This is a genomic window from Dinoroseobacter sp. S124A, from assembly GCF_049801015.1.
In the GTDB taxonomy this organism is placed as follows: domain Bacteria; phylum Pseudomonadota; class Alphaproteobacteria; order Rhodobacterales; family Rhodobacteraceae; genus Dinoroseobacter.
In genome coordinates this window covers 1-21160 of record NZ_JBNAGD010000009.1, presented here as the reverse complement: position 1 = coordinate 21160, position 21160 = coordinate 1, and the positions used below count along the sequence as shown (strand labels likewise).

The window sequence follows — 21160 nt, the reverse complement described above, 5'->3', positions numbered from 1 at the left end:
TTCGTTGCGGTTCCGTGGTTCCAGAACCTTTTTTCACAACCAAAAGCCCGTGGAGGCTCCACGGGCCCGGACCGGGACAACCGGACGAGGAATCGCCCATCCCGGGATGCGTTGACCTAGGCCCGTTCAGACCGGAGGTCAACCCAATTCAAATGCTGTCAAGAGTTTTCTTGATCTCGCCCGCAACCACATCAATCTCGGCCAGTCCATCCACCGAGCGCAGCGCTTTGTGCGCGTGGTAATAGCCGATCAGCGGCGAGGTCTTCTTGTAGTATTCGATCAGCCGTTTCTTGAGGCTTTCCGCGTTGTCATCGGCCCGCACCGGCTCGCCGGCGGCGGCGGCTTCCTTGGCCCGGTTGACGATCCGGTCGACGAGAACCTCGTCGTTGACCGCAAGCTCGACCACGCAGTCGAGGCTCTGACCCATCTTTTCTAGCAGCGCGCCGAGGGCGTCCGCCTGGCCAAGCGTTCTCGGGAAGCCGTCGAAGATGAAACCGTTGCCCTCCGCCAATTGCAGCTTTTCCTCGATCAGGCCGATCACGATCTCATCGGTGACAAGGCCACCTGAGTCCATGATCGCGGCGACCTTCTGGCCCATCTCCGTACCGGAGGCGCGCGCCTCCCGGAGCATGTCACCCGTGGAGAGCTGGACCATGCCGCGCTCGCTCACAAGCCGTGCGGCCTGTGTTCCCTTACCGGCCCCCGGAGGCCCAAGCAGAATAATGTTCATCGACGTGCCGGGCTCCTCTTCCCTTTGCCGCGTTTCTTGCCGCGCAGCTGGGACTTTTCAATAAGCCCTTCGTATTGGTGCGCCAGCAGATGGGACTGGATTTGTTGGACAGTGTCCATCCCCACCGACACGATAATCAGGATCGAGGTCCCGCCGAAATAGGCCGTGATGGCCAGTTCCGTCCGCACCATCTCGGGGATGAGACAGACAAGCGCCAGATATCCCGAGCCCACCACGAGGATGCGGCTCACCACATAATCGAGATATTCCTCGGTCTTCTTGCCCGGGCGGATCCCCGGAATGAAGCCGTTCTGGTTCTTGAGATTGTCAGCCACATCCTCGGTCTTGAACGAGACATTGGCGGTGTAGAAATAGGTGAAGAAGATGATCATGCCCGCAAAGAACAGCAGGTAGAGCGGCTGCCCTGGCCCGAAATAGGCGAGGATCGTCGACATGATCGGTCCCGATTGCCCGCCCGAGAAGGTGCTGATCGTCGTCGGCAGCAGCAGGAGCGAGCTGGCAAAGATCGCGGGGATCACGCCGGCGGGGTTGATCTTCACCGGCAGGTGCGAGGACCCTCCGTCATACATCTTCATCCCGACCTGACGGCGCGGGTACTGGATGTGGATCTTGCGCAGCGCCCTCTCCATGAAGACCACGAAGACCAGCGTGCCCAGCAGCATGGCCACCACGCCCAGGATCACTGGGGTCGAGAGCGCACCGGAGCGGCCCGAGGCAAAGAACTGCGCCAGAGCGGCGGGCAGTTCAGCGATGATCCCCACGAAGATGATCAGCGAGATGCCGTTGCCGATGCCGCGCTGGGTGATCTGCTCGCCCAGCCACATCAGGAACATGGTGCCGCCCACAAGGGTGATCACGCAGGCCGCGCGGAAATACCAGCCCGGATCGGTCACCAGACCGCCGGATTCAAGGCTCACCGCCAGCCCATAGGCCTGGAAGGTCGCCAGAAACACCGTGCCGTAGCGCGTGTATTGGTTGATCTTCTTGCGGCCCTGTTCGCCCTCTTTCTTCAGCTGCTCAAGCTGCGGCACCATGGCCGTCAGAAGCTGCACGATGATCGAGGCCGAGATATAGGGCATGATCCCCAGCGCGAAGATCCCCATCCGGGAGATCGCACCGCCGGTGAACATGTTCAGAACGCCACCCAGACCGGCGGCTGCCTGGTCCATGAACTCCCGCAACTGCGCGCCGTCGATCCCCGGCACCGGGATATAGGTTCCCAGCCGGTACACGATCAAAAGACCCAGGGTGAAGAAGATCCGCTGCCTGAGCTCAGTCGCCTTCCCCAAGGCGCTCCAGCTCATGTTGGCGGCCATTTGCTCTGCTGCTGATGCCATATCTCGTTCCTCGGGGCCGTATGATGGGCGTCTAATGAACAACGCCGCCAAACCGTTTCCCGGTCAGGCGGCGTTGGAAAACTGATATCAGATGTAAGGACCGCTCGGGCCGCTCACAACCGGTTACGCAGCCGCCTGCGCAGATGTGACCGAAAGGGAGCCACCGGCCTTCTCAACCGCGTCCACGGCGGATTTGGAGGCGCCGGTCACGGTCAGCTCGACCTTGGAAGTCAGCTCGCCCTTGGCCAGCACGCGCACACCGTCCAGCTTGCGACGGATCAGGCCGGAGGCCAGCAGCGTGTCCTCGGTGATCGGTGCGGAGGCGTCGAGCTTGCCCGCTTCGATGAATTTCTGGATCAGGCCCAGGTTCACCACGGCGTAGCTCTTCTTGTTGCGGCTGTTGAAGCCACGCTTCGGCAGGCGCTGGTAGAGCGGCATCTGGCCACCCTCGTACCCTTTGATCGCCACACCCGAACGGGACTTCTGACCCTTGATCCCGCGACCGGCGGTTTTACCCATGCCGGAGCCCGGGCCACGGCCAACGCGCTTGCGGGGTTTGGTTGCGCCGGGATTGTCGCGCAGTTCGTTGAGTTTCATATCGCTTCTCCTTGCCGGATGCGGGGATCGAAGCGAAAGCCCCCGACCTCGGCGTTTCTTGCTTGTTTTTAGACTCGGGTCCTAAGACCACCGGGGGCGTATACGCGGGCGCGGGCCATGGTTCAAGCCCTTCCCGCTCTGGCGCGCGCAGATGCCCCCACTTGGGTCGGTGCGCGGACCAAGCTCGGCACGTTTTGGGTCTGTCCTGCGCAGTCCACGGGCCCGCAATGCAAGGGCCACCGCGCCTTGCATTCGCTCCAGGAGTGCTTCCCGGCACATCTGCAATGCGGCAGTGCAGCGGGAAAAATCCTTGTGGCGAGGGGGTATAGCGTGCCACGCTGGCCCCCTATCGAAGACGGAGATTAGCCAATGAAGTATTTCATAGCCACCATTGCAACTGCCTGTGTCCTCAGCGCCTGCGCGCCCACGGAAGACATGTCCATGGCCACAGCGGTCGACCCGTTCATCGGCAAGAGCCTCGTTGCCGCCGATGGCACCACATTCAAATTCATGTCCGATGGCTCGGTCGGTGGCATGTTGGGCGGCGAAGAGATTGTCGGAGCCTACACGGTGGACGGCGCAGAGATCTGCAGCACCTACAGCGCGCCGGAGCGCCTGACAGGCCGGGAGTTCTGCTCGGTCCCGAGTATCGATGGCGAGAGCGTCGTCTTCAACCGCCGCGATGGCAGCCAGTCGGCGGTCTACAATATTCAGGGGTGAACTGCCCCATCATGGTGGCGTCGTGCCGCCCACAGAAAAACGCCCCGGATCTCCGGGGCGTTGTCGTTTTGGGGTGTCACTTGCGGCGCTGATATAGGCCCGGCGCTGGTGGCGTCGCAACAGCCTCAGCGCGCCGATCCCCAGCACCGCTAAGGGGAAGAACGCAGGGATCGGAAGGGGCGCCACACGGAGGTCAAAGCTGCGGACCTGACGCACGATACTCGCGCCACCCGTCGAGCCGGTGAAGCCGACATAGGACTGTGAGCCTACGATGTCGAAGAGGGCGAGATCGGCGGGAACGAGGGTCGTGGCGAGCCTCACATCCGTGATGGCAGCAAACACATCGAGGGGCGAGCGTCCTACGCGAAACAGACAGAAAGGGCGTCCGGGGTCTCGATCCCGCAACCCGGTGTACCCGTGGCAATCGAGGCGACGCTGCCATTCAGGTTGATCCTCACATCGTTCCCGTCCGGATCGGCGCACTGAGTGTTTTGCCACGTGTCGCGCTGGCCCCCGACACTGTTGGTGGCACCGTCAAGCCGATCCGGGCGAGATCCCCCTCACCCAACCCTAAACGAAAAAAGGCCCCACAGAACTCGCGGGGCCTTTTGAATGTCTTGAAATGAAATCGGAAGGCGGGTGCCTTACCCTTTTTCCTCGATGATCTCGACCATGTGCGGGATCTTGTTGATCATGCCGCGCACTGCCGGGGTGTCTTCGAGTTCACGCACACGGTGCATCTTGTTCAGGCCCAGGCCGATCAGCGTCTGACGCTGCTTTTCCGGGCGGCGGATCGGGGAGCCGATCTGCTTGATGACGATGGTTTTTGCCATGGTCCGCTCTCCTTACGCTTCGGCCGGCTCTGCAGCCGCCTCGGTTTCGGGCTTCTTGAGGATGTCAGACACCTTCTTGCCGCGACGCTGCGCGACCATCCGGGGGCTGGTTTCCTTCGTCAGGCCGTTCAGCGTGGCGCGGATCATGTTGTAGGGGTTCTGAGAGCCGATGGACTTGGCCACCACGTCCTGAACACCCAGCATTTCGAACACGGCACGCATCGGACCACCGGCGATGATCCCGGTACCTTGCGGAGCGGTGCGCATCATGACCTTGCCGGCGCCATGGCGGCCTTCCATGTCATGGTGCAGCGTCCGGCCTTCCCGCAGGGGCACGCGGATCATCTGACGCTTGGCCTGCTCGGTGGCCTTGCGGATCGCCTCGGGCACCTCTTTGGCTTTGCCCTTGCCGAAGCCCACACGGCCCCGCTGATCGCCGACGACAACAAGCGCGGCAAAGCCGAAGCGCTTACCGCCCTTGACGGTCTTGGACACACGGTTGATTGCGACCAGACGGTCTGCAAATTCAGGGGTCTCATCGCGATCGTCACGACGTCCCCGGCGGTTATCACGCTCTGCCATTGCGGGCTCCTTGCGTTTGAATTTGGGTCAATCCTGGTGACCGGACCCGGCCCCGGATCATCGAGGGCGCCCCGGCGGAGCGCCCTACGGTGTTGTTTGTCCTCGCGCAGCAGGTGCCACGCGAAGGCCTTAGAACTTCAGACCACCTTCGCGGGCGGCGTCGGCCAGAGCCTTCACCTTGCCGTGAAAGAGGAAGCCGCCGCGGTCGAAATAGCACTCTTCGACACCGGCCTTCTTGGCCCGCTCGGCAATCGCCGCACCCACCTTGGCGGAGGCTTCGACATTGTTCTTGCCGACGACGCCCAGATCCTTCTCGAGGGTCGAGGCGGAGGCCAGAGTGCGCCCTTCCAGATCGTCGATCAGCTGAACGCTGATGTTCTTGCCGGAGCGGTGCACGGACAGGCGCGGACGCCCATCTGCCATTTTCTTCAGTTTGTTCCGAACGCGCAGGCGGCGCTTCAAGAACAGGTCTCGTTTGCTGTTTGCCATTGTCTGCGTCCTTACTTCTTCTTGCCTTCCTTGCGGAAGATGAACTCGCCCTTATAGCGGATCCCTTTGCCCTTGTAGGGCTCGGGCTTGCGCCAGTCGCGGATATTGGCCGCGACCTGACCGACGAGTTGCTCATCCGTGCCCTCGATCACGATCTCGGTGACCTTCGGGCAGGTGACGGTGACGCCCGCGGGGACGTCGTAGTTCACCTCGTGGGAGAGGCCGAGGTTCAGCTTCAGGGTGTTGCCCTGCATCTGAGCTCGGTAACCCACGCCCTGGATTTCCAGCTCTTTCTTGAAGCCGCTCGTGACGCCGGTCACAAGGTTGCCGACCATGGTGCGGGACATGCCCCACTGCTGGCGGGCGCGCTTGGACTTGCCGCGCGGCTCGATGGTGACAACGTTGTCTTCGACCTTGAGGGTCACGTCGTCGGTGGCGGTGAAGCTGCGGGTGGCCTTGGGCCCCTTCACTTCGATGGTCTGGCCGGACACGGAGGCGGTAACACCTGCGGGCAGCTCGACCGGTTTCTTACCAATACGGGACATCGCAGGACCTCCTTAGAAGACCGTGCAAAGCACTTCGCCACCAACATTGGCAGAGCGTGCATTTGCATCCGACATGACACCGCGCGGTGTGGAAACGATGGAAACACCCAGGCCCTGACGGACCGAGGGGATCTCTTTCGAGCCCATATACACACGACGGCCAGGCTTGGAGACGCGCTTGAGCTCGCGGATCACCGGAACGCCTTCGTAGTATTTCAGGCTGATTTCCAGCTCCGGGTGCTTGCTGTCTTCGACCTTGTCATAGCCACGGATGTAGCCTTCGTCGGTCAGAACATCGAGCACCCAGGCGCGCAGCTTGGAGGCCGGCGTGCGGACGGTGGACTTGCCACGCATCTGCGCATTCCGGATACGGGTCAGCATATCGCCGAGAGGATCGTTCATCATGGACTAACCCTCCTTACCAGCTGGACTTCACGAGGCCAGGGATCTGACCTGCGGAGCCGAGGTCGCGCAGGGCGATCCGGCTGATTTTCAGCTTGCGGTAGTAAGCGTGCGGACGACCGGTGAGCTGGCAGCGGTTGTGCAGCCGGGTCGCCGAGCTGTTGCGCGGCAGTTCAGCGAGCTTCAGGCGCGCCTTGAAGCGCTCTTCCATCGGCTTGCTCTCGTCATTCGCGATCTCTTTGAGCGCGGCCCGCTTGGCAGCGTATTTTGCCACCAGCTTCTCGCGCTTCTTTTCGCGTTCGATCATTGCTTTTTTAGCCATATCAGTCTCTCCCGCGCGTCACGAGTTGAAGGGCATGTTGAAATGCTTCAACAGCGCTTTCGCTTCCGCGTCGTTTGCCGCGGTGGTGCAGATAATGATGTCCAGACCCCAGACCTCATCAACCTTGTCGAAGTTGATCTCGGGGAAAACGATGTGCTCCTTCATGCCCATGGCGTAGTTGCCACGGCCATCGAACGCCGTACCTTTGACGCCGCGGAAGTCGCGGATCCGGGGCATGGCGATCGTGATCAGACGATCGAGGAATTCGTACATCCGGTCCCCGCGCAGGGTCACCTTGGCGCCGAGCGGCATGTCTTCACGCACCCGGAAGCCCGCGATGGACTTCTTGGCTTTCGTGACCATGGCCTTTTGACCAGCGATCGCGGTCAGGTCTTCCTGAGCCGATTTCGCCTTCTTGCTGTCTTTGACAGCTTCGGCACCGCAGCCAATGTTGAGAACAATCTTCTCAAGGCGCGGGATCATCATGTCGTTCTTGTAACCGAACTCTTCCTTCATGGCGGCGCGGATGGTGTCCGCATAGGCCGTCTTCAGGCGCGGTGTGTAGGTTGCAGCGTCCAGCATCAGACAGCCTCCCCGGTGGTCTTGGCGAAGCGGACCTTCTTGCCGTCTTCCTCACGGAAGCCAACGCGGGTCGGTTTGCCGTTGCTGTCCAGAAGCGCCAGGTTGCTCAGGTCGATCGGCATCGCTTGCGGGATGCGGCCCCCTTGAGAATTCTGGGACTGCTTGGCGTGGCGGATGGCGATGTTCAGCCCGTCCACAACAGCCTTGCCGGTCTTCGGGGACACGGAGGAAATCTCACCCTCTTTGCCCTTGTCCTTGCCGGCGAGCACGACGACCTTGTCGCCTTTTTTCAGTTTCGCAGCCATCTCAGAGCACCTCCGGCGCCAGCGAGATGATCTTCATGAAGCTCTTGCCGCGCAACTCGCGCACAACCGGCCCGAAGATACGGGTGCCGACCGGCTCGTTGTTGTTGTTGAGGATCACGGCCGCATTGCGGTCGAAACGAATGGCGGTGCCGTCTTCACGACGGACCTCTTTGGCGGTGCGCACGACGACAGCCTTGCGGACGTCGCCTTTCTTCACGCGGCCGCGTGGGATGGCTTCCTTCACCGAGACGACAATGATGTCGCCCACGGAGGCGTATTTACGCTTGGACCCACCCAGAACCTTGATGCACTGAACTCGGCGCGCGCCGGAGTTGTCAGCGACATCCAGATTGGTTTGCATCTGGATCATGTGGTGTCTCCCGACCTTTGGGGACACCGATGCATGGTGCCCCAGGGTTTCGAATCTGGGAGAAGGGGTCGCTTATCCGACGACCACTTCCCAACGTTTCGTTTTCGACATCGGTGCGCATTCCTGGATGCGGACTTTGTCACCAACTTTGAAAGCGTTCTCGGCATCGTGAGCCCGGTACTTCTTGGACTTACGGATGGTCTTCTTCAGAACCGGATGCGTGAAGCGACGCTCCACGGAAACGGTCACGGTCTGAGCATTGGCGGCGCTCGTCACAACGCCATTCAGGATACGCTTGGGCATGTGATGAGGTCCTTATTCGGCAGAGGCCGCAGCAGCGGCTTTTTCGTTGAGCACGGTGGCCACACGGGCCACATCCCGGCGCACGGAGCGCATGCGGGCCGTGTTCTCAAGCTGGCCTGTGGCCTGCTGGAAACGCAGGTTGAAGGCTTCTTTTTTCAGAGAGGCAAGCTGGTCACGCAGCTCGTCCGGCGTCTTATCACGCAGTTCCTGGGCGTTCATCGCCATTTTCCTTTTTTTCAACGTCACTGGCAGGCCCCTTTTGGGTCACCCTGATTCCAGTGGAGGTCAGATGAAGGGGCCGTATAGGCCTGATGCCGTGCTGTGGCAAGCCCGTTATGCGCACCATCGGTCTGAATCGTGCGATCCCAAACAAAACAAGGCCCTCCAAAGAAAAAAGCCCGCCATTCAGCGGGCTTCAATCTGGGTCAGGTCAGGATCTCAGGCTGTGCGCTTGCGCCGACCGACACAGGCGGTTGCCCCAAGAACACCGAGCAGCAACAGACCACTTGCGGGCAAGGGAATTGGGGTCGGTGCAATGCTCGACACACTCTCAAAGACGATGTCGTCGTACCCTGTTGCATCACCCGGGGTCACGATATTGACCCGGGAGAAGAACCCAAGTCCCGTCAGTGTCAGCGTCTGATCAAAAGCGCTGGAGGTCGTTGACACCGACCCTACCAGATTGTCATCGGCGTCAAAGGCGCTCAACGTTGTACCAAGACCATCCCCGCCATCCGTCACCAGGATCGAGAAAAAATCCGTCGCAGCTGTGACGGATTTGTCCGCAGTGTCCACAAAAAAGAAATTTATATCGGGCGTGGTGTCTACGATGCCGCCTCCAAAATTGCCATACAGATGCGCCGGGTCGCTGCCGACTCCATTTGAGACGTCACCGACCACCGCACCCAATCCGCTCGCATCACGGATCAACAGACCGAGGGATGCGAACTGGTCATCGACAACCTGCGCGGCACCTTGAGCCAGGACAGTGTAGTCAGCCTGGTCCACGTCGAAGTTAATGGATATCGGAGCTGCCTGAGCAGCACCCGTGGTGGCCAGCACGGCCAAAAATGTTCTCAAAACCTTCATGGTAAAAACTCCTTGAATTGCTCGAATTGGTTAACATGCACGTCCAGTCGCGTCAAAGACGGTCGCCCGCTATCTTTGGCGCCGCGGGTCCGATCGTCTGGTATGCTACGGGAACAGAAGGATCGCGCCGCAGCAAGCGGGGGCAGATTGAACGGCGGGCGACACCCGAACTGACCTCAAACATCACGACCGCACCTCTGCCGATGTCCACGTCCGGCAAACGTAAAGACCACCTGGCTTCACGGACATGGCCCCTCGTCCCCTGCGCCATTCCACGCTAAGACAACGCCATGGCTACTCTCTCATCGCTCTTTGTGACCCGCCTTTATCGCGCCCCGCTCGGGGAGTTCAAACCAACTGTTGACGCCACTGAACTGGAGCAATCCTGCCTCGTGATCGCCGAGGATGATGAGGCCGGACAGGAATGGTGCGAGGAGAACGGGTATCCCGGCTATACCTCCTACGCGTCGCTGACCGATCTGCCCTGGCGGTTCCCGATCTTTGCCGATCTGGTCAAGGCGCTCGACGCCCATGTGGCCGCCTTTGCCGAGGATCTGGCCTTTGATCTGGATGGTCGCGCGCTCAAGCTCGAAGATCTCTGGATCAACATCCTGCCCGAGGGCGGGATGCATGCGAGCCACATCCACCCCCATTCGGTGATCTCCGGCACCACCTATGTGGCCATGCCCGAGGGCACCTCAGCCCTGAAACTCGAAGACCCGCGCTCCGCCCGGATGATGGCCGCCCCGGCCCGGCGCAAGGATGCGCCCGAGGAGCTCCGCCAGTTCGTCTATGTCGCCCCCAAGGTCGGTGATGTCCTGTTGTGGGAGAGCTGGCTGCGCCACGAGGTGCCCATGAACATGGCCGAGGACGAGCGGATCTCCGTCAGCTTCAACTACGCCTGGGCCTGATCATGCCGCGGGAGGTTTCTCCCGCCGAGGCGGCCGAACTGCTCGCCTCCGCGCGCCGGGTGCTGGTCTTTGGCGTCTCGGGCGGGGGCAAATCCACCCTCTCCCGCTGGATCGAGCAAACATACGGGCTGCCCCATGTTTCCATGGATCGCGATATCCGCTGGCTGCCGGGCTGGCAGGTGCGCGACCGGGCCGAACAACGCCGGCGAACCGAGACCTATGTGGTGCAGGACCGCTGGGTCATGGATGGCACGACCGTGTCGAGCTTTGACATTCGGGTGCCGCGCGCGGATCTCGGGATCTGGATCCGCGTGCCCCGGTCACAAGCCCTGTGGCAGATGATGGGGCGCGTCCTCAAGAGCTATGGCCGGGTGCGGTTCGACATGGCCGAAGGCTGCCCCGAGCAGTTGCCGGATCGCGCGTTTCTCGACTGGATCTGGTCCTTCGAGGCCAAGCAAGCCCCGAGGATCTGCGCCGCGTTGGAGCAATACGGGCCCGACCTGCCCGTGGTGACCTTGCGGACCCGGCGCGAGATCGCGGCCCTGAAAACCGCGCGCCGCACCTGAGCAGGCGCCCGGGCGCCCCTCCCCACTTGGCGCCAGCCACCGCGCAAAATCGCGCAGGGGGATCGACGCACGGGGCACGCCGCCTATCTGTCCGGCACCCCTGACCGGAGGATGACATGACGGAAATCGCGCTCCTGCTTTCGGCCACCCTGCTGGGCGGCATGGTGTTTTACAGCTTCGGCTTCGCGCCGGTGCTCTTTGCGCAGCTCCCGATGGAGCGGGTCCGCCCCCTGCTGCGCGGGACCTTTCCCTACTATTACCTCGCGGTGATCGGGCTCTCGGCCCTCACTGCGCTCGCGGCCTGGTTCGTCTCCCCCCTGGCGGCGGGCCTTTTCGCCGCCATCGCCCTCAGCACGGTTTACGCCCGTCAGATCCTGATGGCGCAGATCAACGCCGCGACGGATCGCGGCGACAAGAAGGCCTTCGGCCGGTTGCACGGCGCCTCTGTCGTGATCCAGCTGATCCAGATCGGCCTGGCTGGCTGGGCGGTCGTGCTGGTGGCCTGACGGCCCGCGCAGGTTGCCCCGGGGCGAACCCGAAACCGCGCTTGCCCCGCCCCTGAGGCTCGCTAGGGTCGGGCATCATGGATCGACGGCTTCTTCTTGAATTTCTACCCGGCGCGGCCTTCCTGCTGGGGCATGCCTATGGCGGATTGCTCTGGGCTGCCGCGGTGACCGTTCTGGCGACGGGCGTGGCCGTTGCGCTGCGCTGGCGATGGGACGGCGCAATCCCATGGCTCGCGGTCGCAACATTGGCGCTGGCCGTGATCCTCACGGCATTCGGCCTGGCCCTGAAGGACGAGACCTTTGTCCTGATCCGCCCCACCGTGGGTGCGCTGGCCTTTGCCGCGATCCTGGCGGTCGGCGCGCTGGCCCGGCCCAGCCTGCTGGAGCGGACCTTGGGCTATCGCCTGCAGCTGGAGCGGCAGGGATGGGCCGTGCTGCACATGGCCTGGATCACGCTCTCGTTGCTCTCGGCCGGGGCGAATGAAGTCGCCAGACGGGTTCTGTCGACGGATCATTGGGCGATCTACAACGTGGCCTCGGACCCGGCTCTGTTCGGCCTGATCTATCTGGCGACACGTTGGATCGCCGAGTGGTACTGGATCGAGGACTAACCGCCAGCCCGACCGGACCTGACACCGCCCCCTCTGCACAACGCAAAAGCCCCCGCCGGATCGGCGGGGGCTTTGTGATCTTTGACGGTGTCGGTCCGGCGAAAGACGATATCTTTCGCCCGACCGGCCCGGCAACCCACGACGGGGCTCCCCGGTTACCAGTCTTCGCGAACGACCGTACGGGTCTTGATCGGCAGCTTCATCGCGGCGAGGCGCAGGGCTTCGCGGGCGACGCTCTCGGAGACGCCGTCGATCTCGAACATGATCCGACCCGGCTTGACCTTGCAGGCCCAGAAATCGACGGAGCCCTTACCTTTACCCATACGCACTTCGACGGGCTTGGAGGTCACCGGCAGGTCCGGGAAGATCCGGATCCAGACGCGGCCCTGACGCTTCATGTGACGCGTCATGGCCCGACGGGCGGCTTCGATCTGGCGCGCGGTGATGCGCTCCGGCTGGGTCGCCTTCAGACCGTAGGTGCCGAAGGTCAGGTCAGACCCGCCCTTGGCTTCGCCACGGATGCGGCCCTTATGCTGCTTGCGGAATTTGGTACGCTTTGGCTGTAGCATCTTTCTCTACTCCTCAGCGGTCGCGGCGCGGACGGCCGCCACCTTGCGGACGCGGGCCACCACCTTCTTGCAGTTCCGCGTGACGACGGTCACGGGCCTGCGGATCGTGTTCCATGATCTCGCCTTTGAAGATCCAGACCTTGATCCCGATGATCCCGTAGGCGGTCATCGCCTCGGAATGTGCGTAATCAATGTCCGCGCGCAGGGTGTGCAGGGGCACACGGCCTTCGCGATACCACTCGGTCCGGGCGATCTCGGCACCGCCGAGGCGGCCTGCGAGGTTCACACGGATACCTTGCGCACCCATGCGCATGGCGTTCTGAACCGAGCGCTTCATGGCGCGGCGGAAGGACACCCGACGCTCGAGCTGCTGCGCGATGGACTCGCCGACCAGAGCCGCGTCCAGTTCCGGCTTGCGGACCTCGACGATGTTGAGGTGCAGCTCGCTATCGGTCATCGAGGCCAGCTTCTTGCGCAGACCTTCGATGTCTGCACCTTTCTTGCCGATGATGACGCCCGGACGTGCGGTGTGGATCGTGACGCGGCACTTCTTGTGCGGACGCTCGATGATCACACGGCTGATGCCGGCCTGCTTGCACTCTTCCTTGATGAACTCGCGGATCTTCAGATCCTCGAGCAGAAGATCGCCATAGTCCTTGGTATCTGCATACCAGCGGCTGTCCCAGGTCCGGTTGACCTGAAGCCGCATGCCGATGGGATTAACCTTGTTACCCATTATGCCTGCTCCTCAACTTGACGGACCTTGATGGTGATTTCCGCAAAGGGCTTGATGATCTTGCCGAACCGGCCACGGGCCCGCGGACGCCCGCGCTTCATGGTCAGGTTCTTGCCAACCCAGGCCTCCGCGACGATCAGCTCGTCCACGTCCAGACCGTGGTTGTTCTCGGCATTGGCGATCGCGGACTGAAGGCATTTCTTCACGTCCACGGCGATGCGCTTGTGCGAGAAGGTCAGATCGGCGAGCGCCTTGTCGACCTTCTTGCCGCGGATCATCTGGGCGACGAGGTTCAGCTTTTGAGGCGAGGTGCGCAGCATGCGCGTCTTCGCCATGGCCTCGTTCTCAGCCACGCGGCGGGGATTCTTGTCCTTACCCATGACTTATTTCCTCTTCGCTTTCTTGTCCGCCGCGTGACCGTAATAGGTCCGGGTCGGAGAGTACTCGCCAAATTTCTGGCCGATCATGTCCTCGGTGACGTTCACCGGGATGTGCTTTTTGCCGTTGTAGACCCCGAAGGTCAGGCCAACGAACTGCGGCAGAATGGTGGAGCGACGCGACCAGATCTTGATCACTTCGTTGCGGCCCGACTCGCGGGTCTTTTCGGCCTTTTTGAGGACGTAAGCGTCGACAAAGGGGCCCTTCCAAACAGAACGCGACATCTATCAGCGGCCCTTCTTCTTGGCGTGCCGCGAGCGGATGATCAGCTTGCTCGACGCCTTGTTCTTGTTGCGGGTACGTGCGCCCTTGGTCGGCTTGCCCCAGGGGGTCACCGGGTGACGACCACCAGAGGTCCGGCCTTCACCACCACCATGGGGGTGATCGACGGGGTTCATCACAACACCACGCACAGACGGGCGGATGCCCTTGTGACGGTTGCGGCCCGCTTTACCGAAGTTCTGGTTGGAGTTGTCGGGGTTCGACACGGCACCGACAGTGGCCATGCATTCCTGACGCACGAGGCGCAGCTCGCCCGAACTCAGACGGATCTGGGCATAGCCACCGTCACGACCGACGAACTGGGCATAGGTGCCCGCGGCGCGTGCGATCTGGCCACCCTTGCCGGGCTTGAGCTCGATATTGTGGATGATCGTCCCGATCGGCATCCCCGAGAACGGCATCGCGTTGCCCGGCTTGATGTCTGCCTTTTGCGAGGCGACGACCTTGTCACCAACCGCGAGACGCTGCGGGGCCAGGATATAGGCCTGCTCGCCATCATCATACTTGACCAGCGCGATGAACGCGGTGCGGTTGGGGTCATATTCGATCCGCTCGACCGTGGCGGCCACGTCGAACTTGCGACGCTTGAAATCCACGATGCGGTAGAGACGCTTTGCCCCGCCACCCCGGCGGCGCATCGTGATCCGTCCCGTGTTGTTCCGGCCACCGTTCTTCGTCAAACCCTCGGTGAGAGATTTGACCGGACGGCCTTTCCACAACTCAGAACGGTCGATCAGAACCAGCCCACGCTGGCCCGGCGTCGTCGGCTTATACGACTTGAGTGCCATGCTTTCTGTCTTCCGTTACTGTGTACCGGGTATCCCCGGCTTTTCGGTTTGAAGGGCCCCGAAGGTCCCCGTCGTCACGCCCGGGATCAAAGATCCAACGAGCAAAAGCGAAGCCCCGGACGAATCCGGGGCCTTGCCGATGAGGTCGTTTAGGGGGTTGGGGGGTGAGGGTCAAGTGAGAGGGATGCGATACTGGTAGAAATGGCAATACAAACTTAGAAATCAGGGAGGCAGGCTGGCACACGCGTACTAAACTCTAAGCGGTGGTCTCGACCGTAGAGCGATCCTAGTTGCGCTGCGCCGGAAATGCCTGTTCAGGACCCACTTTATGGAATGCCGCACTTCGCGCGAATGGCCACGTTGGCCAAAGAGCTAACCTATTGCCCCTCGACATCGCTCAACTCAGCGCAGGGCTCGCCGCACATTCGCTCGTAGCCTGCGCAGAAATGACGGGATTGTATGAAGGCGTTAGGGGTCGTTGCACGTTCAGAATAGCTCGTCTCGTAACCCTCACCGCCATACGTGTGTATACCGACCAAGAAATACCCCCGCTCCGTCTCGAGAACATACGGTGAGCCCGAGACGCCGTTTTCTACTGGACAAGTTGTATCTCGCACTGAGGATCCGCGCCGATCAATTATCTCGCAGGCATTGTTTACACGGTAAGGGACTTGGAGCCGGTTCATCCCTTCGTTACCGCCAATAAGTGCCGTGGTGCTAAAGTCCGGCGATCCGTCGGAATTCTGTTGATAACGCGTAATTGGCCGATAGAGGTACACGTCCGAGCGAGCGGCCAGCTGCTCATCCGCCATTGCTATGGGACGCAGAACCCCGGCGTTGGGTGGGTCGCTTAGTCGGAAGAAGAGGTAATCTGTTTCAGCCTGCCCCCAGGCATCAAACGTTTCCATTCTAGGGGAAAAAAACGTAGACGGATCGGGAAGCTCCCTAACCATTTCTTGGCTCATCGGATACGCTGAAATGTGCCACGAGGGTCCGTTGCCTTCCGGACCGCCGGGACGGTCAACGAGGTTGTGGACATTCGCGAGGTAGACGCCGTCGCACACCTGAACCGCTTGTGACCAACCACGATGCGACATCACTGTTGCCATCGCAGCCCCAGGCCCCTCCGTAGCAGAAACAGGTCTCATGGAATTGTCTCTATCGAGATACCAGGCGGCATTGGCTGATACCGTGAAAAGGAACGCCAAAAAGGTTAAAAAGAGCCCGATTTTCATGCATGGACGCCCCGAAAACGTCACCCGTGACCTATGAAGTATCGAACCGAGGGGGAAAAGCAAAAGCTGACCTTCACTTGCGTCGCGAGAAATGCCGCTCCGTCCGCAATTAAGCATTGCGCTTGGCCTGAAGAAGGTCCGCGACGGAGACAAGTAATCGCATCAGTGTAACCTGCAGCCCTGAGAACTCTCGTACGAAAGTCAGCATGTGCTCCTAACCCGCCCCCCGATCACGCGCTCATGCCGCAGCAGTGATGGATTGGTGATCCAAGTTTATTCGCTTTCACCGCCCCCGCGCGGCATGTCTTGGCCTGCACGGCGAGCGTGCGACGTCGATCCGACCGAAGGCGGCCGGCGTTCAAAAGATAACCCTGCGAGGAAGAATCCCATGTCTTTGAAATCTCTCCGTAACGGCATTGCAATCGCGTCTCTGGCAACGGCCATGTCGCTCGGCGCCGCGTTTGCAGCAGACGAGGTGTTCATCACCGATGCCGACATGAACATCGCGATCAACGGCTACGATCCGGTTGCCTATCACACCGAGGGTGCCCCCACCAAAGGTGTCGCGGAGTTCAAGGCGGAGTATGACGGGGCTGTCTACAAGTTCTCTTCCGCGGATAACAAAGCTGCCTTCGAGGCAGATCCGGCGAAATACGCCCCGGCCTATGGCGGCTGGTGCACGGTTGGCGCCTCCAAGGGCAAGAAGATTGCCACCCAGCCCGAGTTCTTCGACATCGTGGACGGTCAGCTCTACCTGAACTCCTCTGCAGGCGCGCATAAGCTCTATCTGAAGCAGACCAGCCAGACCATCGATACGGCCGATACCAACTGGACCGAAATCATGAGCACCCCGGCGTCGGATCTCTGATCTGAACGACCAGAGGGCTCAAGCGGAAAGGGCGCGGATCATCCGCGCCCTTTTCCAGTTATCCGGTGCCCGCCGTGTCGCGGGGATCCTCGGCGCATCCATTAGGCGGAGGCAAATGTTTGCCTCCTAGCCATCGCGGTGCCCGACCTGGCCCTGAGTGTCGTTCGGACCCTTGCGTCAGGGAAAACGGATCGGGCGCGGGCAGACGCCTCAAGCCTTGCGGCGACGCCGTGCCACAAGGCCCAGGCCCGCCAGCGTTGTCAGCAGCAGGGGCAGTCCAGCCGGCAGCGGGATCGGGCTGGTGGCGGCATCAAAGGTCCAGTCCGCATAGGAAACCCCATAGGCGGTGGAGCTGTCATCGAGGAACATGCTGGTCACACCGTTGCTGGAGAAGCTGTAGATGCCGTTGGCCAGGATCGTGGTCGTCTCAAGCACGTTGGACATGGAATCGAACAGCGTCACGGCAATGCTGTCGCCAACGCCCCAGCCTTCCACATTGAACGAGATATTGGTGACAGCCGTGCTGAAATCCACGGTGAGGTCATTCGAGCAGTTATAGGCCACGGAGTTCAGCGCGCAGATCGAATTCGAGCTGTTGGCGCCCACATAGAGGGCATCCGCGCCAGAGGTCAGTGTCGCCTCGGGCAGCATCGCGGTTGCGCCCGGCACAGTGCCGGAGCCCAGCGTCGTGAAGTCGAGGGAGGCAGCAGTGGCCGCGCTGGCGCCGAAAGACAGGGACAGGATGGCGGCGGACAGAATGGACTTCAGCATGGGTCGGATACTCCGGGATACGCAAGGAACGCTACGGTTTCAAAAAAACTGTGCCCCGGGTTTGATGATGGTCTCGCCGGGAACACCTGAACGTTACGATCAGGCATCGCACGAAACAACAAACATGTTTCGCATCAGTTAATTGACTTAAAATTCGAAACGGCTGCGGAACATACGGAACCAATTCATCGAAAATTCAATGTTTGGAGCGGCATAGCCAAAGGCTCGTCTCCGGATGGCACCCCCCGTCGGGCGCAAAGAGCCGGGGCCCAACAGCCCACTCCCGGGGCCATGGATGCGCGAGCCTCGTTCACTCCGCCGTAGCGCGCCCCCCGCAAAGCAAAAAGGCCCCGGCGCATGCCGAGGCCTTTCTCAAGTCTGTGAAGACCGATCAAAGACCGGTGGAGACGTCGATCGTGTTGCCCTCTTCGAGGGTGACATAGGCTTTCTTGACGTCCTTCCGCTTGCCGGGCTGGCCGCGGAAACGCTTGGTCTTGCCTTTGGTGATCGTCGTGTTGACCGCTTTGACCTTCACACCAAAGAGCGCCTCAACGGCCTCCTTGATCTGGGGCTTGTTGCTGTCGATCGCGACCTCGAAAACCACTGCGCCGTTCTCGGACGCCATGGTGGCCTTCTCGGTGATGATCGGCTTGCGGATCACGTCGTAGTGCTGTGCCTTCGTGCTCATTTCAGGCGAGCCTCCAGTGCTTCGACACCCGCTTTGGTCAGCACGAGCGTGTCGCGCTTGAGGATGTCATAGACGTTTGCGCCCATGGACGGCAGGATATCGAGCGTGTCGATATTCGCCGCCGCCTTGGCGAAGCCTGCATCCACAGCAGCACCATCGATGACAAGCGCGCGCTTCCAGCCCAGATCCTTGATCTGCTTGGCCAGGGTTGCGGTCTTGCCGTCATTGGCCGCCGTGTCGATCACAACCAGCTCGCCCGCCTTCGCTTTGGCAGACAGAGCATGCTTGAGACCAAGCTTGCGGAACTTCTTGGGCAGATCATGGGCGTGGCTGCGCGGGGTCGGACCCTTGTAGATACCACCCTTGCGGAAGATCGGCGCGTTCCGGTCGCCGTGGCGTGCGCCACCGGTACCCTTCTGGCGGTAGATCTTCTTGGTGGAATAGCTGGTCTCGGACCGCGTCTTCACCTTGTGGGTGCCAGCCTGCGCCTTGTTGCGCTGCCAGCGGACCACGCGGTGCAGGATGTCCGCGCGCGGTTCGAGGCCAAACAGGTCCTCGGACAGCTCGACGGAGCCGGCAGTGCCGCCATCCAGAGTGATCACATCGGTTTTCATTCTTCAGACCCTCCCTCAGCGGGGGCTTCTGCAGGTGCCTCGGCAGCAGCCTCGGTCACAGCGGCAGCTTTGATCGCAGCAGGGGTCGGCAGACCTTCGGGTGCCTTCTTCTTGACGGCATCCTTGATCGTCACCCAACCACCTTTGGAGCCGGGAACGGCGCCTTTGATCATGATCAGACCACGGTCGGCATCGGTCCGAACCACTTCGAGGTTCTGCGTGGTCACCCGCGCAGCGCCCATGTGGCCGGCCATTTTCTTGCCTTTGAAGACCCGGCCCGGATCCTGACACTGACCGGTGGAGCCGTGCGAACGGTGCGAGATGGACACACCGTGGGTGGCGCGCAGGCCCCCGAAGTTGTGCCGCTTCATCGCGCCGGCAAAGCCTTTACCGATGGAGGTGCCGGAAACGTCGACCTTCTGACCCTCAAGGAAGTGCTCGGCGGAGATTTCCGCACCGACTTCGATCAGGTTGTCCGGGCTCACGCGGAATTCCGCAAGCTTGCGCTTGGGCTCCACTTTCGCGGCGGCGTAGTGGCCGCGCATCGCCTGACTGGTCCGCTTGGCTTTGGCTGCGCCAGCACCGAGCTGCACGGCCGAATAGCCGTCCTTCTCGGCGGTGCGCTGTGCCACCACCTGCAGGTTTTCCAGTTGAAGAACGGTCACAGGGATCTGCTTGCCGTCTTCCATGAACAGGCGGGTCATCCCCACCTTCTTTGCAATTACTCCAGAGCGCATCTGTTCTGCCCTCCTTAAACCGAGATCTGCACGTCCACGCCAGCCGCGAGGTCGAGCTTCATCAGCGCGTCCACGGTCTGGGGGGTCGGGTCAACGATATCGAGCAGACGCTTATGGGTGCGGATCTCGAACTGGTCGCGGGACTTCTTGTCCACGTGGGGACCACGAAGAACCGTGAACTTCTCGATCTTGTTCGGCAGCGGGATCGGCCCGCGCACCTGTGCACCCGTGCGCTTGGCGGTGTTGACGATTTCCTGCGTGCTGGCGTCCAGCACACGGTAGTCAAACGCCTTCAGGCGGATGCGAATGTTCTGGCTTTGGATGGCCATTGGTCAGTGCCTTTCGCGGCTTGAGATTGAGAGGAGGAGCGGCGATTGCCGCCGCCCCTCGTCGAACCTTTTGGGCAGGGTTTGGGCCCTGCCCGTTTGGTCTGTTACTCGATGATTTTGGAGACGACGCCAGCGCCGACGGTGCGGCCGCCTTCGCGGATGGCGAAGCGGAGGCCGTCTTCCATGGCGATCGGGGCGATCAGCTCGACACCGAATTTCAGGTTGTCGCCCGGCATCACCATCTCGGTGCCTTCCGGCAGCGTCACGGTCCCGGTCACATCCGTCGTCCGGAAGTAGAACTGCGGACGGTAGTTCGCGAAGAACGGCGTGTGACGGCCACCTTCATCCTTGGTCAGGATATAGGCTTCGGCTTCGAACTTGGTGTGCGGCGTCACGGAGCCCGGCTTGCAGAGAACCTGACCACGCTCGACACCTTCACGGTCCACACCGCGCAACAGGGCGCCGATATTGTCGCCCGCTTCACCGCGATCCAGCAGCTTGCGGAACATTTCCACACCGGTGCAGGTCGTCTTGGTGGTGTCGCGGATGCCGACGATTTCGATCTCGTCGCCCACATTGATCACGCCACGCTCCACACGACCGGTCACAACCGTGCCGCGGCCGGAGATCGAGAACACGTCCTCGATCGGCATCAGGAAGGGCTGGTCCACGGCGCGCGCCGGGGTCGGGATGTAGTCATCCACAGCCGCCATCAGCTCGGCGATCTTCTCGGTGCCGATCGCGTCGTCACGGCCCTCGAGAGCCGCCAGGGCGGAGCCCGCAACGATCGGAATGTCGTCGCCCGGGTACTCGTAGCTGTCCAGAAGCTCGCGGATTTCCATCTCGACCAGCTCCAGGAGCTCTTCGTCGTCGACCTGGTCCACCTTGTTCATGAAGACGACCATGTAGGGGATGCCCACCTGACGGCCGAGCAGGATGTGCTCGCGGGTCTGGGGCATCGGGCCATCGGCCGCGTTCACCACGAGGATCGCGCCGTCCATCTGGGCCGCGCCGGTGATCATGTTCTTGACGTAGTCAGCGTGACCCGGGCAGTCCACATGGGCGTAGTGACGCGCGTCGGTCTCGTATTCCACATGCGCGGTCGAGATCGTGATCCCGCGGGCCTTCTCTTCCGGCGCGCCGTCAATCTCGTCATAGGCTTTGAAGTCGCCAAACTGCTTGGTGATCGCAGCCGTCAGCGTCGTCTTGCCGTGGTCAACATGCCCGATCGTGCCGATGTTAACATGCGGTTTAGAACGCTCAAACTTTTCCTTAGCCATGATG

The 21160-nt window shown here is 61.6% G+C and carries 34 protein-coding genes; 6 read left to right on the top strand and 28 right to left on the bottom strand.

Going from position 1 to position 21160, the window contains the following annotated elements:
- Positions 1 to 148: 148 nt before the first annotated feature.
- From ACP15I_RS18875 to rplO, 3 genes are all read right to left on the bottom strand, one after another.
- The gene (locus tag ACP15I_RS18875) at positions 149 to 730 is read right to left on the bottom strand and encodes an adenylate kinase (RefSeq protein WP_424976247.1); all 582 of its coding nucleotides are present in this window, start codon (positions 728 to 730) and stop codon (positions 149 to 151) included.
- The gene (gene secY, locus ACP15I_RS18870; RefSeq protein ID WP_424968079.1) at positions 727 to 2088 is read right to left on the bottom strand and encodes a preprotein translocase subunit SecY; all 1362 of its coding nucleotides are present in this window, start codon (positions 2086 to 2088) and stop codon (positions 727 to 729) included. Before secY ends, ACP15I_RS18875 begins: the two co-directional genes overlap by 4 nt.
- A 123-nt stretch (positions 2089 to 2211) precedes the next feature.
- Positions 2212 to 2685 carry a 50S ribosomal protein L15 gene (gene rplO, locus ACP15I_RS18865; RefSeq protein ID WP_424968080.1) on the bottom strand — a complete coding sequence of 158 codons (474 nt, stop codon included), beginning with the start codon at positions 2683 to 2685 and terminating at the stop codon, positions 2212 to 2214.
- Positions 2686 to 3054: 369 nt separating this feature from the next.
- Between rplO and ACP15I_RS18860 the strand changes: the two genes are divergently transcribed.
- Positions 3055 to 3405 carry a hypothetical protein gene (locus ACP15I_RS18860; RefSeq protein ID WP_424968081.1) on the top strand — a complete coding sequence of 117 codons (351 nt, stop codon included), beginning with the start codon at positions 3055 to 3057 and terminating at the stop codon, positions 3403 to 3405.
- 9 nt (positions 3406 to 3414) lie between these two features.
- Here ACP15I_RS18860 and ACP15I_RS18855 read toward each other — a convergent pair whose 3' ends face one another.
- The 13 genes from ACP15I_RS18855 to ACP15I_RS18795 form a co-directional block, all read right to left on the bottom strand.
- Positions 3415 to 3747: a hypothetical protein gene (locus ACP15I_RS18855; protein WP_424976246.1), complete on the bottom strand. Its 333-nt coding sequence runs from the start codon at positions 3745 to 3747 to the stop codon at positions 3415 to 3417.
- A gap of 302 nt (positions 3748 to 4049) precedes the next feature.
- Positions 4050 to 4238 (bottom strand): 50S ribosomal protein L30, encoded by a 189-nt coding sequence (rpmD, locus tag ACP15I_RS18850; protein ID WP_085892909.1) that lies wholly within the window; start codon positions 4236 to 4238, stop codon positions 4050 to 4052.
- A 12-nt stretch (positions 4239 to 4250) separates the two neighbouring features.
- Positions 4251 to 4820, bottom strand: a complete 570-nt coding sequence (gene rpsE / locus ACP15I_RS18845) for a 30S ribosomal protein S5 (protein WP_424976245.1) — start codon at positions 4818 to 4820, stop codon at positions 4251 to 4253.
- Between the two features lie 129 nt (positions 4821 to 4949).
- Positions 4950 to 5309 carry a 50S ribosomal protein L18 gene (gene rplR, locus ACP15I_RS18840; protein ID WP_424968083.1) on the bottom strand — a complete coding sequence of 120 codons (360 nt, stop codon included), beginning with the start codon at positions 5307 to 5309 and terminating at the stop codon, positions 4950 to 4952.
- Between the two features lie 11 nt (positions 5310 to 5320).
- On the bottom strand, positions 5321 to 5854 hold the full coding sequence (rplF, locus tag ACP15I_RS18835; protein WP_424968084.1) for a 50S ribosomal protein L6: 534 nt from the start codon (positions 5852 to 5854) through the stop codon (positions 5321 to 5323).
- Positions 5855 to 5866: 12 nt separating this feature from the next.
- Positions 5867 to 6256, bottom strand: a complete 390-nt coding sequence (gene rpsH / locus ACP15I_RS18830) for a 30S ribosomal protein S8 (RefSeq protein ID WP_424968114.1) — start codon at positions 6254 to 6256, stop codon at positions 5867 to 5869.
- A gap of 16 nt (positions 6257 to 6272) precedes the next feature.
- Positions 6273 to 6578, bottom strand: coding sequence for a 30S ribosomal protein S14 (rpsN, locus tag ACP15I_RS18825; protein ID WP_424968085.1), 306 nt, complete (start codon positions 6576 to 6578; stop codon positions 6273 to 6275).
- Between the two features lie 18 nt (positions 6579 to 6596).
- Positions 6597 to 7160, bottom strand: a complete 564-nt coding sequence (gene rplE, locus ACP15I_RS18820) for a 50S ribosomal protein L5 (RefSeq protein ID WP_424968086.1) — start codon at positions 7158 to 7160, stop codon at positions 6597 to 6599.
- Positions 7160 to 7465, bottom strand: a complete 306-nt coding sequence (gene rplX, locus ACP15I_RS18815; protein WP_424968087.1) for a 50S ribosomal protein L24 — start codon at positions 7463 to 7465, stop codon at positions 7160 to 7162. The genes rplE and rplX overlap by 1 nt, the downstream gene beginning before the upstream one ends.
- A 1-nt stretch (position 7466) precedes the next feature.
- Positions 7467 to 7835, bottom strand: a complete 369-nt coding sequence (gene rplN / locus ACP15I_RS18810) for a 50S ribosomal protein L14 (RefSeq protein ID WP_424968088.1) — start codon at positions 7833 to 7835, stop codon at positions 7467 to 7469.
- Between the two features lie 72 nt (positions 7836 to 7907).
- A complete protein-coding gene (gene rpsQ / locus ACP15I_RS18805) occupies positions 7908 to 8138 on the bottom strand; it encodes a 30S ribosomal protein S17 (RefSeq protein WP_424968089.1) in 231 nt (76 codons plus the stop codon).
- A 12-nt stretch (positions 8139 to 8150) separates the two neighbouring features.
- Positions 8151 to 8357, bottom strand: coding sequence for a 50S ribosomal protein L29 (rpmC, locus tag ACP15I_RS18800; RefSeq protein WP_424970021.1), 207 nt, complete (start codon positions 8355 to 8357; stop codon positions 8151 to 8153).
- 219 nt (positions 8358 to 8576) lie between these two features.
- Entirely contained in the window at positions 8577 to 9227 is a 651-nt protein-coding gene (locus ACP15I_RS18795; RefSeq protein ID WP_424968090.1) for a hypothetical protein, read from the bottom strand.
- Between the two features lie 290 nt (positions 9228 to 9517).
- Between ACP15I_RS18795 and ACP15I_RS18790 the strand changes: the two genes are divergently transcribed.
- The 4 genes from ACP15I_RS18790 (at position 9518) to ACP15I_RS18775 (ending at position 11821) form a co-directional block, all read left to right on the top strand.
- Positions 9518 to 10138: a 2OG-Fe(II) oxygenase family protein gene (locus ACP15I_RS18790; protein ID WP_424976244.1), complete on the top strand. Its 621-nt coding sequence runs from the start codon at positions 9518 to 9520 to the stop codon at positions 10136 to 10138.
- A gap of 2 nt (positions 10139 to 10140) precedes the next feature.
- On the top strand, positions 10141 to 10704 hold the full coding sequence (locus ACP15I_RS18785) for a hypothetical protein (RefSeq protein ID WP_424976243.1): 564 nt from the start codon (positions 10141 to 10143) through the stop codon (positions 10702 to 10704).
- Between the two features lie 116 nt (positions 10705 to 10820).
- A complete protein-coding gene (locus tag ACP15I_RS18780; RefSeq protein WP_424968093.1) occupies positions 10821 to 11210 on the top strand; it encodes a DUF4149 domain-containing protein in 390 nt (129 codons plus the stop codon).
- A gap of 77 nt (positions 11211 to 11287) precedes the next feature.
- Positions 11288 to 11821 carry an inner membrane-spanning protein YciB gene (locus ACP15I_RS18775; protein ID WP_424976242.1) on the top strand — a complete coding sequence of 178 codons (534 nt, stop codon included), beginning with the start codon at positions 11288 to 11290 and terminating at the stop codon, positions 11819 to 11821.
- 155 nt (positions 11822 to 11976) lie between these two features.
- Here the strand turns inward: ACP15I_RS18775 and rplP are convergent, their stop codons facing one another.
- The 6 genes from rplP to ACP15I_RS18745 all read right to left on the bottom strand — a co-directional run bounded on the left by rplP (position 11977) and on the right by ACP15I_RS18745 (position 15869).
- Positions 11977 to 12390, bottom strand: coding sequence for a 50S ribosomal protein L16 (rplP, locus tag ACP15I_RS18770; protein WP_424968096.1), 414 nt, complete (start codon positions 12388 to 12390; stop codon positions 11977 to 11979).
- Positions 12391 to 12403: 13 nt separating this feature from the next.
- Positions 12404 to 13126 (bottom strand): 30S ribosomal protein S3, encoded by a 723-nt coding sequence (gene rpsC, locus ACP15I_RS18765; protein WP_424968097.1) that lies wholly within the window; start codon positions 13124 to 13126, stop codon positions 12404 to 12406.
- The gene (gene rplV, locus ACP15I_RS18760; RefSeq protein WP_012176967.1) at positions 13126 to 13506 is read right to left on the bottom strand and encodes a 50S ribosomal protein L22; all 381 of its coding nucleotides are present in this window, start codon (positions 13504 to 13506) and stop codon (positions 13126 to 13128) included. Before rplV ends, rpsC begins: the two co-directional genes overlap by 1 nt.
- A 3-nt stretch (positions 13507 to 13509) precedes the next feature.
- Positions 13510 to 13788: a 30S ribosomal protein S19 gene (rpsS, locus tag ACP15I_RS18755; protein WP_424968098.1), complete on the bottom strand. Its 279-nt coding sequence runs from the start codon at positions 13786 to 13788 to the stop codon at positions 13510 to 13512.
- Positions 13789 to 13791: 3 nt separating this feature from the next.
- Positions 13792 to 14634 (bottom strand): 50S ribosomal protein L2, encoded by an 843-nt coding sequence (rplB, locus tag ACP15I_RS18750; protein ID WP_424968099.1) that lies wholly within the window; start codon positions 14632 to 14634, stop codon positions 13792 to 13794.
- Positions 14635 to 15011: 377 nt separating this feature from the next.
- Positions 15012 to 15869: a hypothetical protein gene (locus tag ACP15I_RS18745; RefSeq protein WP_424976241.1), complete on the bottom strand. Its 858-nt coding sequence runs from the start codon at positions 15867 to 15869 to the stop codon at positions 15012 to 15014.
- Between the two features lie 388 nt (positions 15870 to 16257).
- Between ACP15I_RS18745 and ACP15I_RS18740 the strand changes: the two genes are divergently transcribed.
- On the top strand, positions 16258 to 16737 hold the full coding sequence (locus tag ACP15I_RS18740) for a YHS domain-containing (seleno)protein (protein ID WP_424968102.1): 480 nt from the start codon (positions 16258 to 16260) through the stop codon (positions 16735 to 16737).
- A 210-nt stretch (positions 16738 to 16947) separates the two neighbouring features.
- Here the strand turns inward: ACP15I_RS18740 and ACP15I_RS18735 are convergent, their stop codons facing one another.
- From ACP15I_RS18735 to tuf, 6 genes are all read right to left on the bottom strand, one after another.
- Entirely contained in the window at positions 16948 to 17508 is a 561-nt protein-coding gene (locus ACP15I_RS18735; protein ID WP_424968103.1) for a VPLPA-CTERM sorting domain-containing protein, read from the bottom strand.
- A gap of 391 nt (positions 17509 to 17899) precedes the next feature.
- On the bottom strand, positions 17900 to 18196 hold the full coding sequence (locus tag ACP15I_RS18730; RefSeq protein ID WP_424976240.1) for a 50S ribosomal protein L23: 297 nt from the start codon (positions 18194 to 18196) through the stop codon (positions 17900 to 17902).
- On the bottom strand, positions 18193 to 18810 hold the full coding sequence (gene rplD, locus ACP15I_RS18725) for a 50S ribosomal protein L4 (protein ID WP_424968105.1): 618 nt from the start codon (positions 18808 to 18810) through the stop codon (positions 18193 to 18195). The genes ACP15I_RS18730 and rplD overlap by 4 nt, the downstream gene beginning before the upstream one ends.
- The gene (gene rplC, locus ACP15I_RS18720; RefSeq protein WP_424968106.1) at positions 18807 to 19547 is read right to left on the bottom strand and encodes a 50S ribosomal protein L3; all 741 of its coding nucleotides are present in this window, start codon (positions 19545 to 19547) and stop codon (positions 18807 to 18809) included. Before rplC ends, rplD begins: the two co-directional genes overlap by 4 nt.
- A gap of 14 nt (positions 19548 to 19561) precedes the next feature.
- Positions 19562 to 19870: a 30S ribosomal protein S10 gene (rpsJ, locus tag ACP15I_RS18715; RefSeq protein ID WP_044028221.1), complete on the bottom strand. Its 309-nt coding sequence runs from the start codon at positions 19868 to 19870 to the stop codon at positions 19562 to 19564.
- Positions 19871 to 19980: 110 nt separating this feature from the next.
- Entirely contained in the window at positions 19981 to 21156 is a 1176-nt protein-coding gene (gene tuf, locus ACP15I_RS18710) for an elongation factor Tu (RefSeq protein ID WP_424968117.1), read from the bottom strand.
- Positions 21157 to 21160 lie beyond the last annotated feature (4 nt).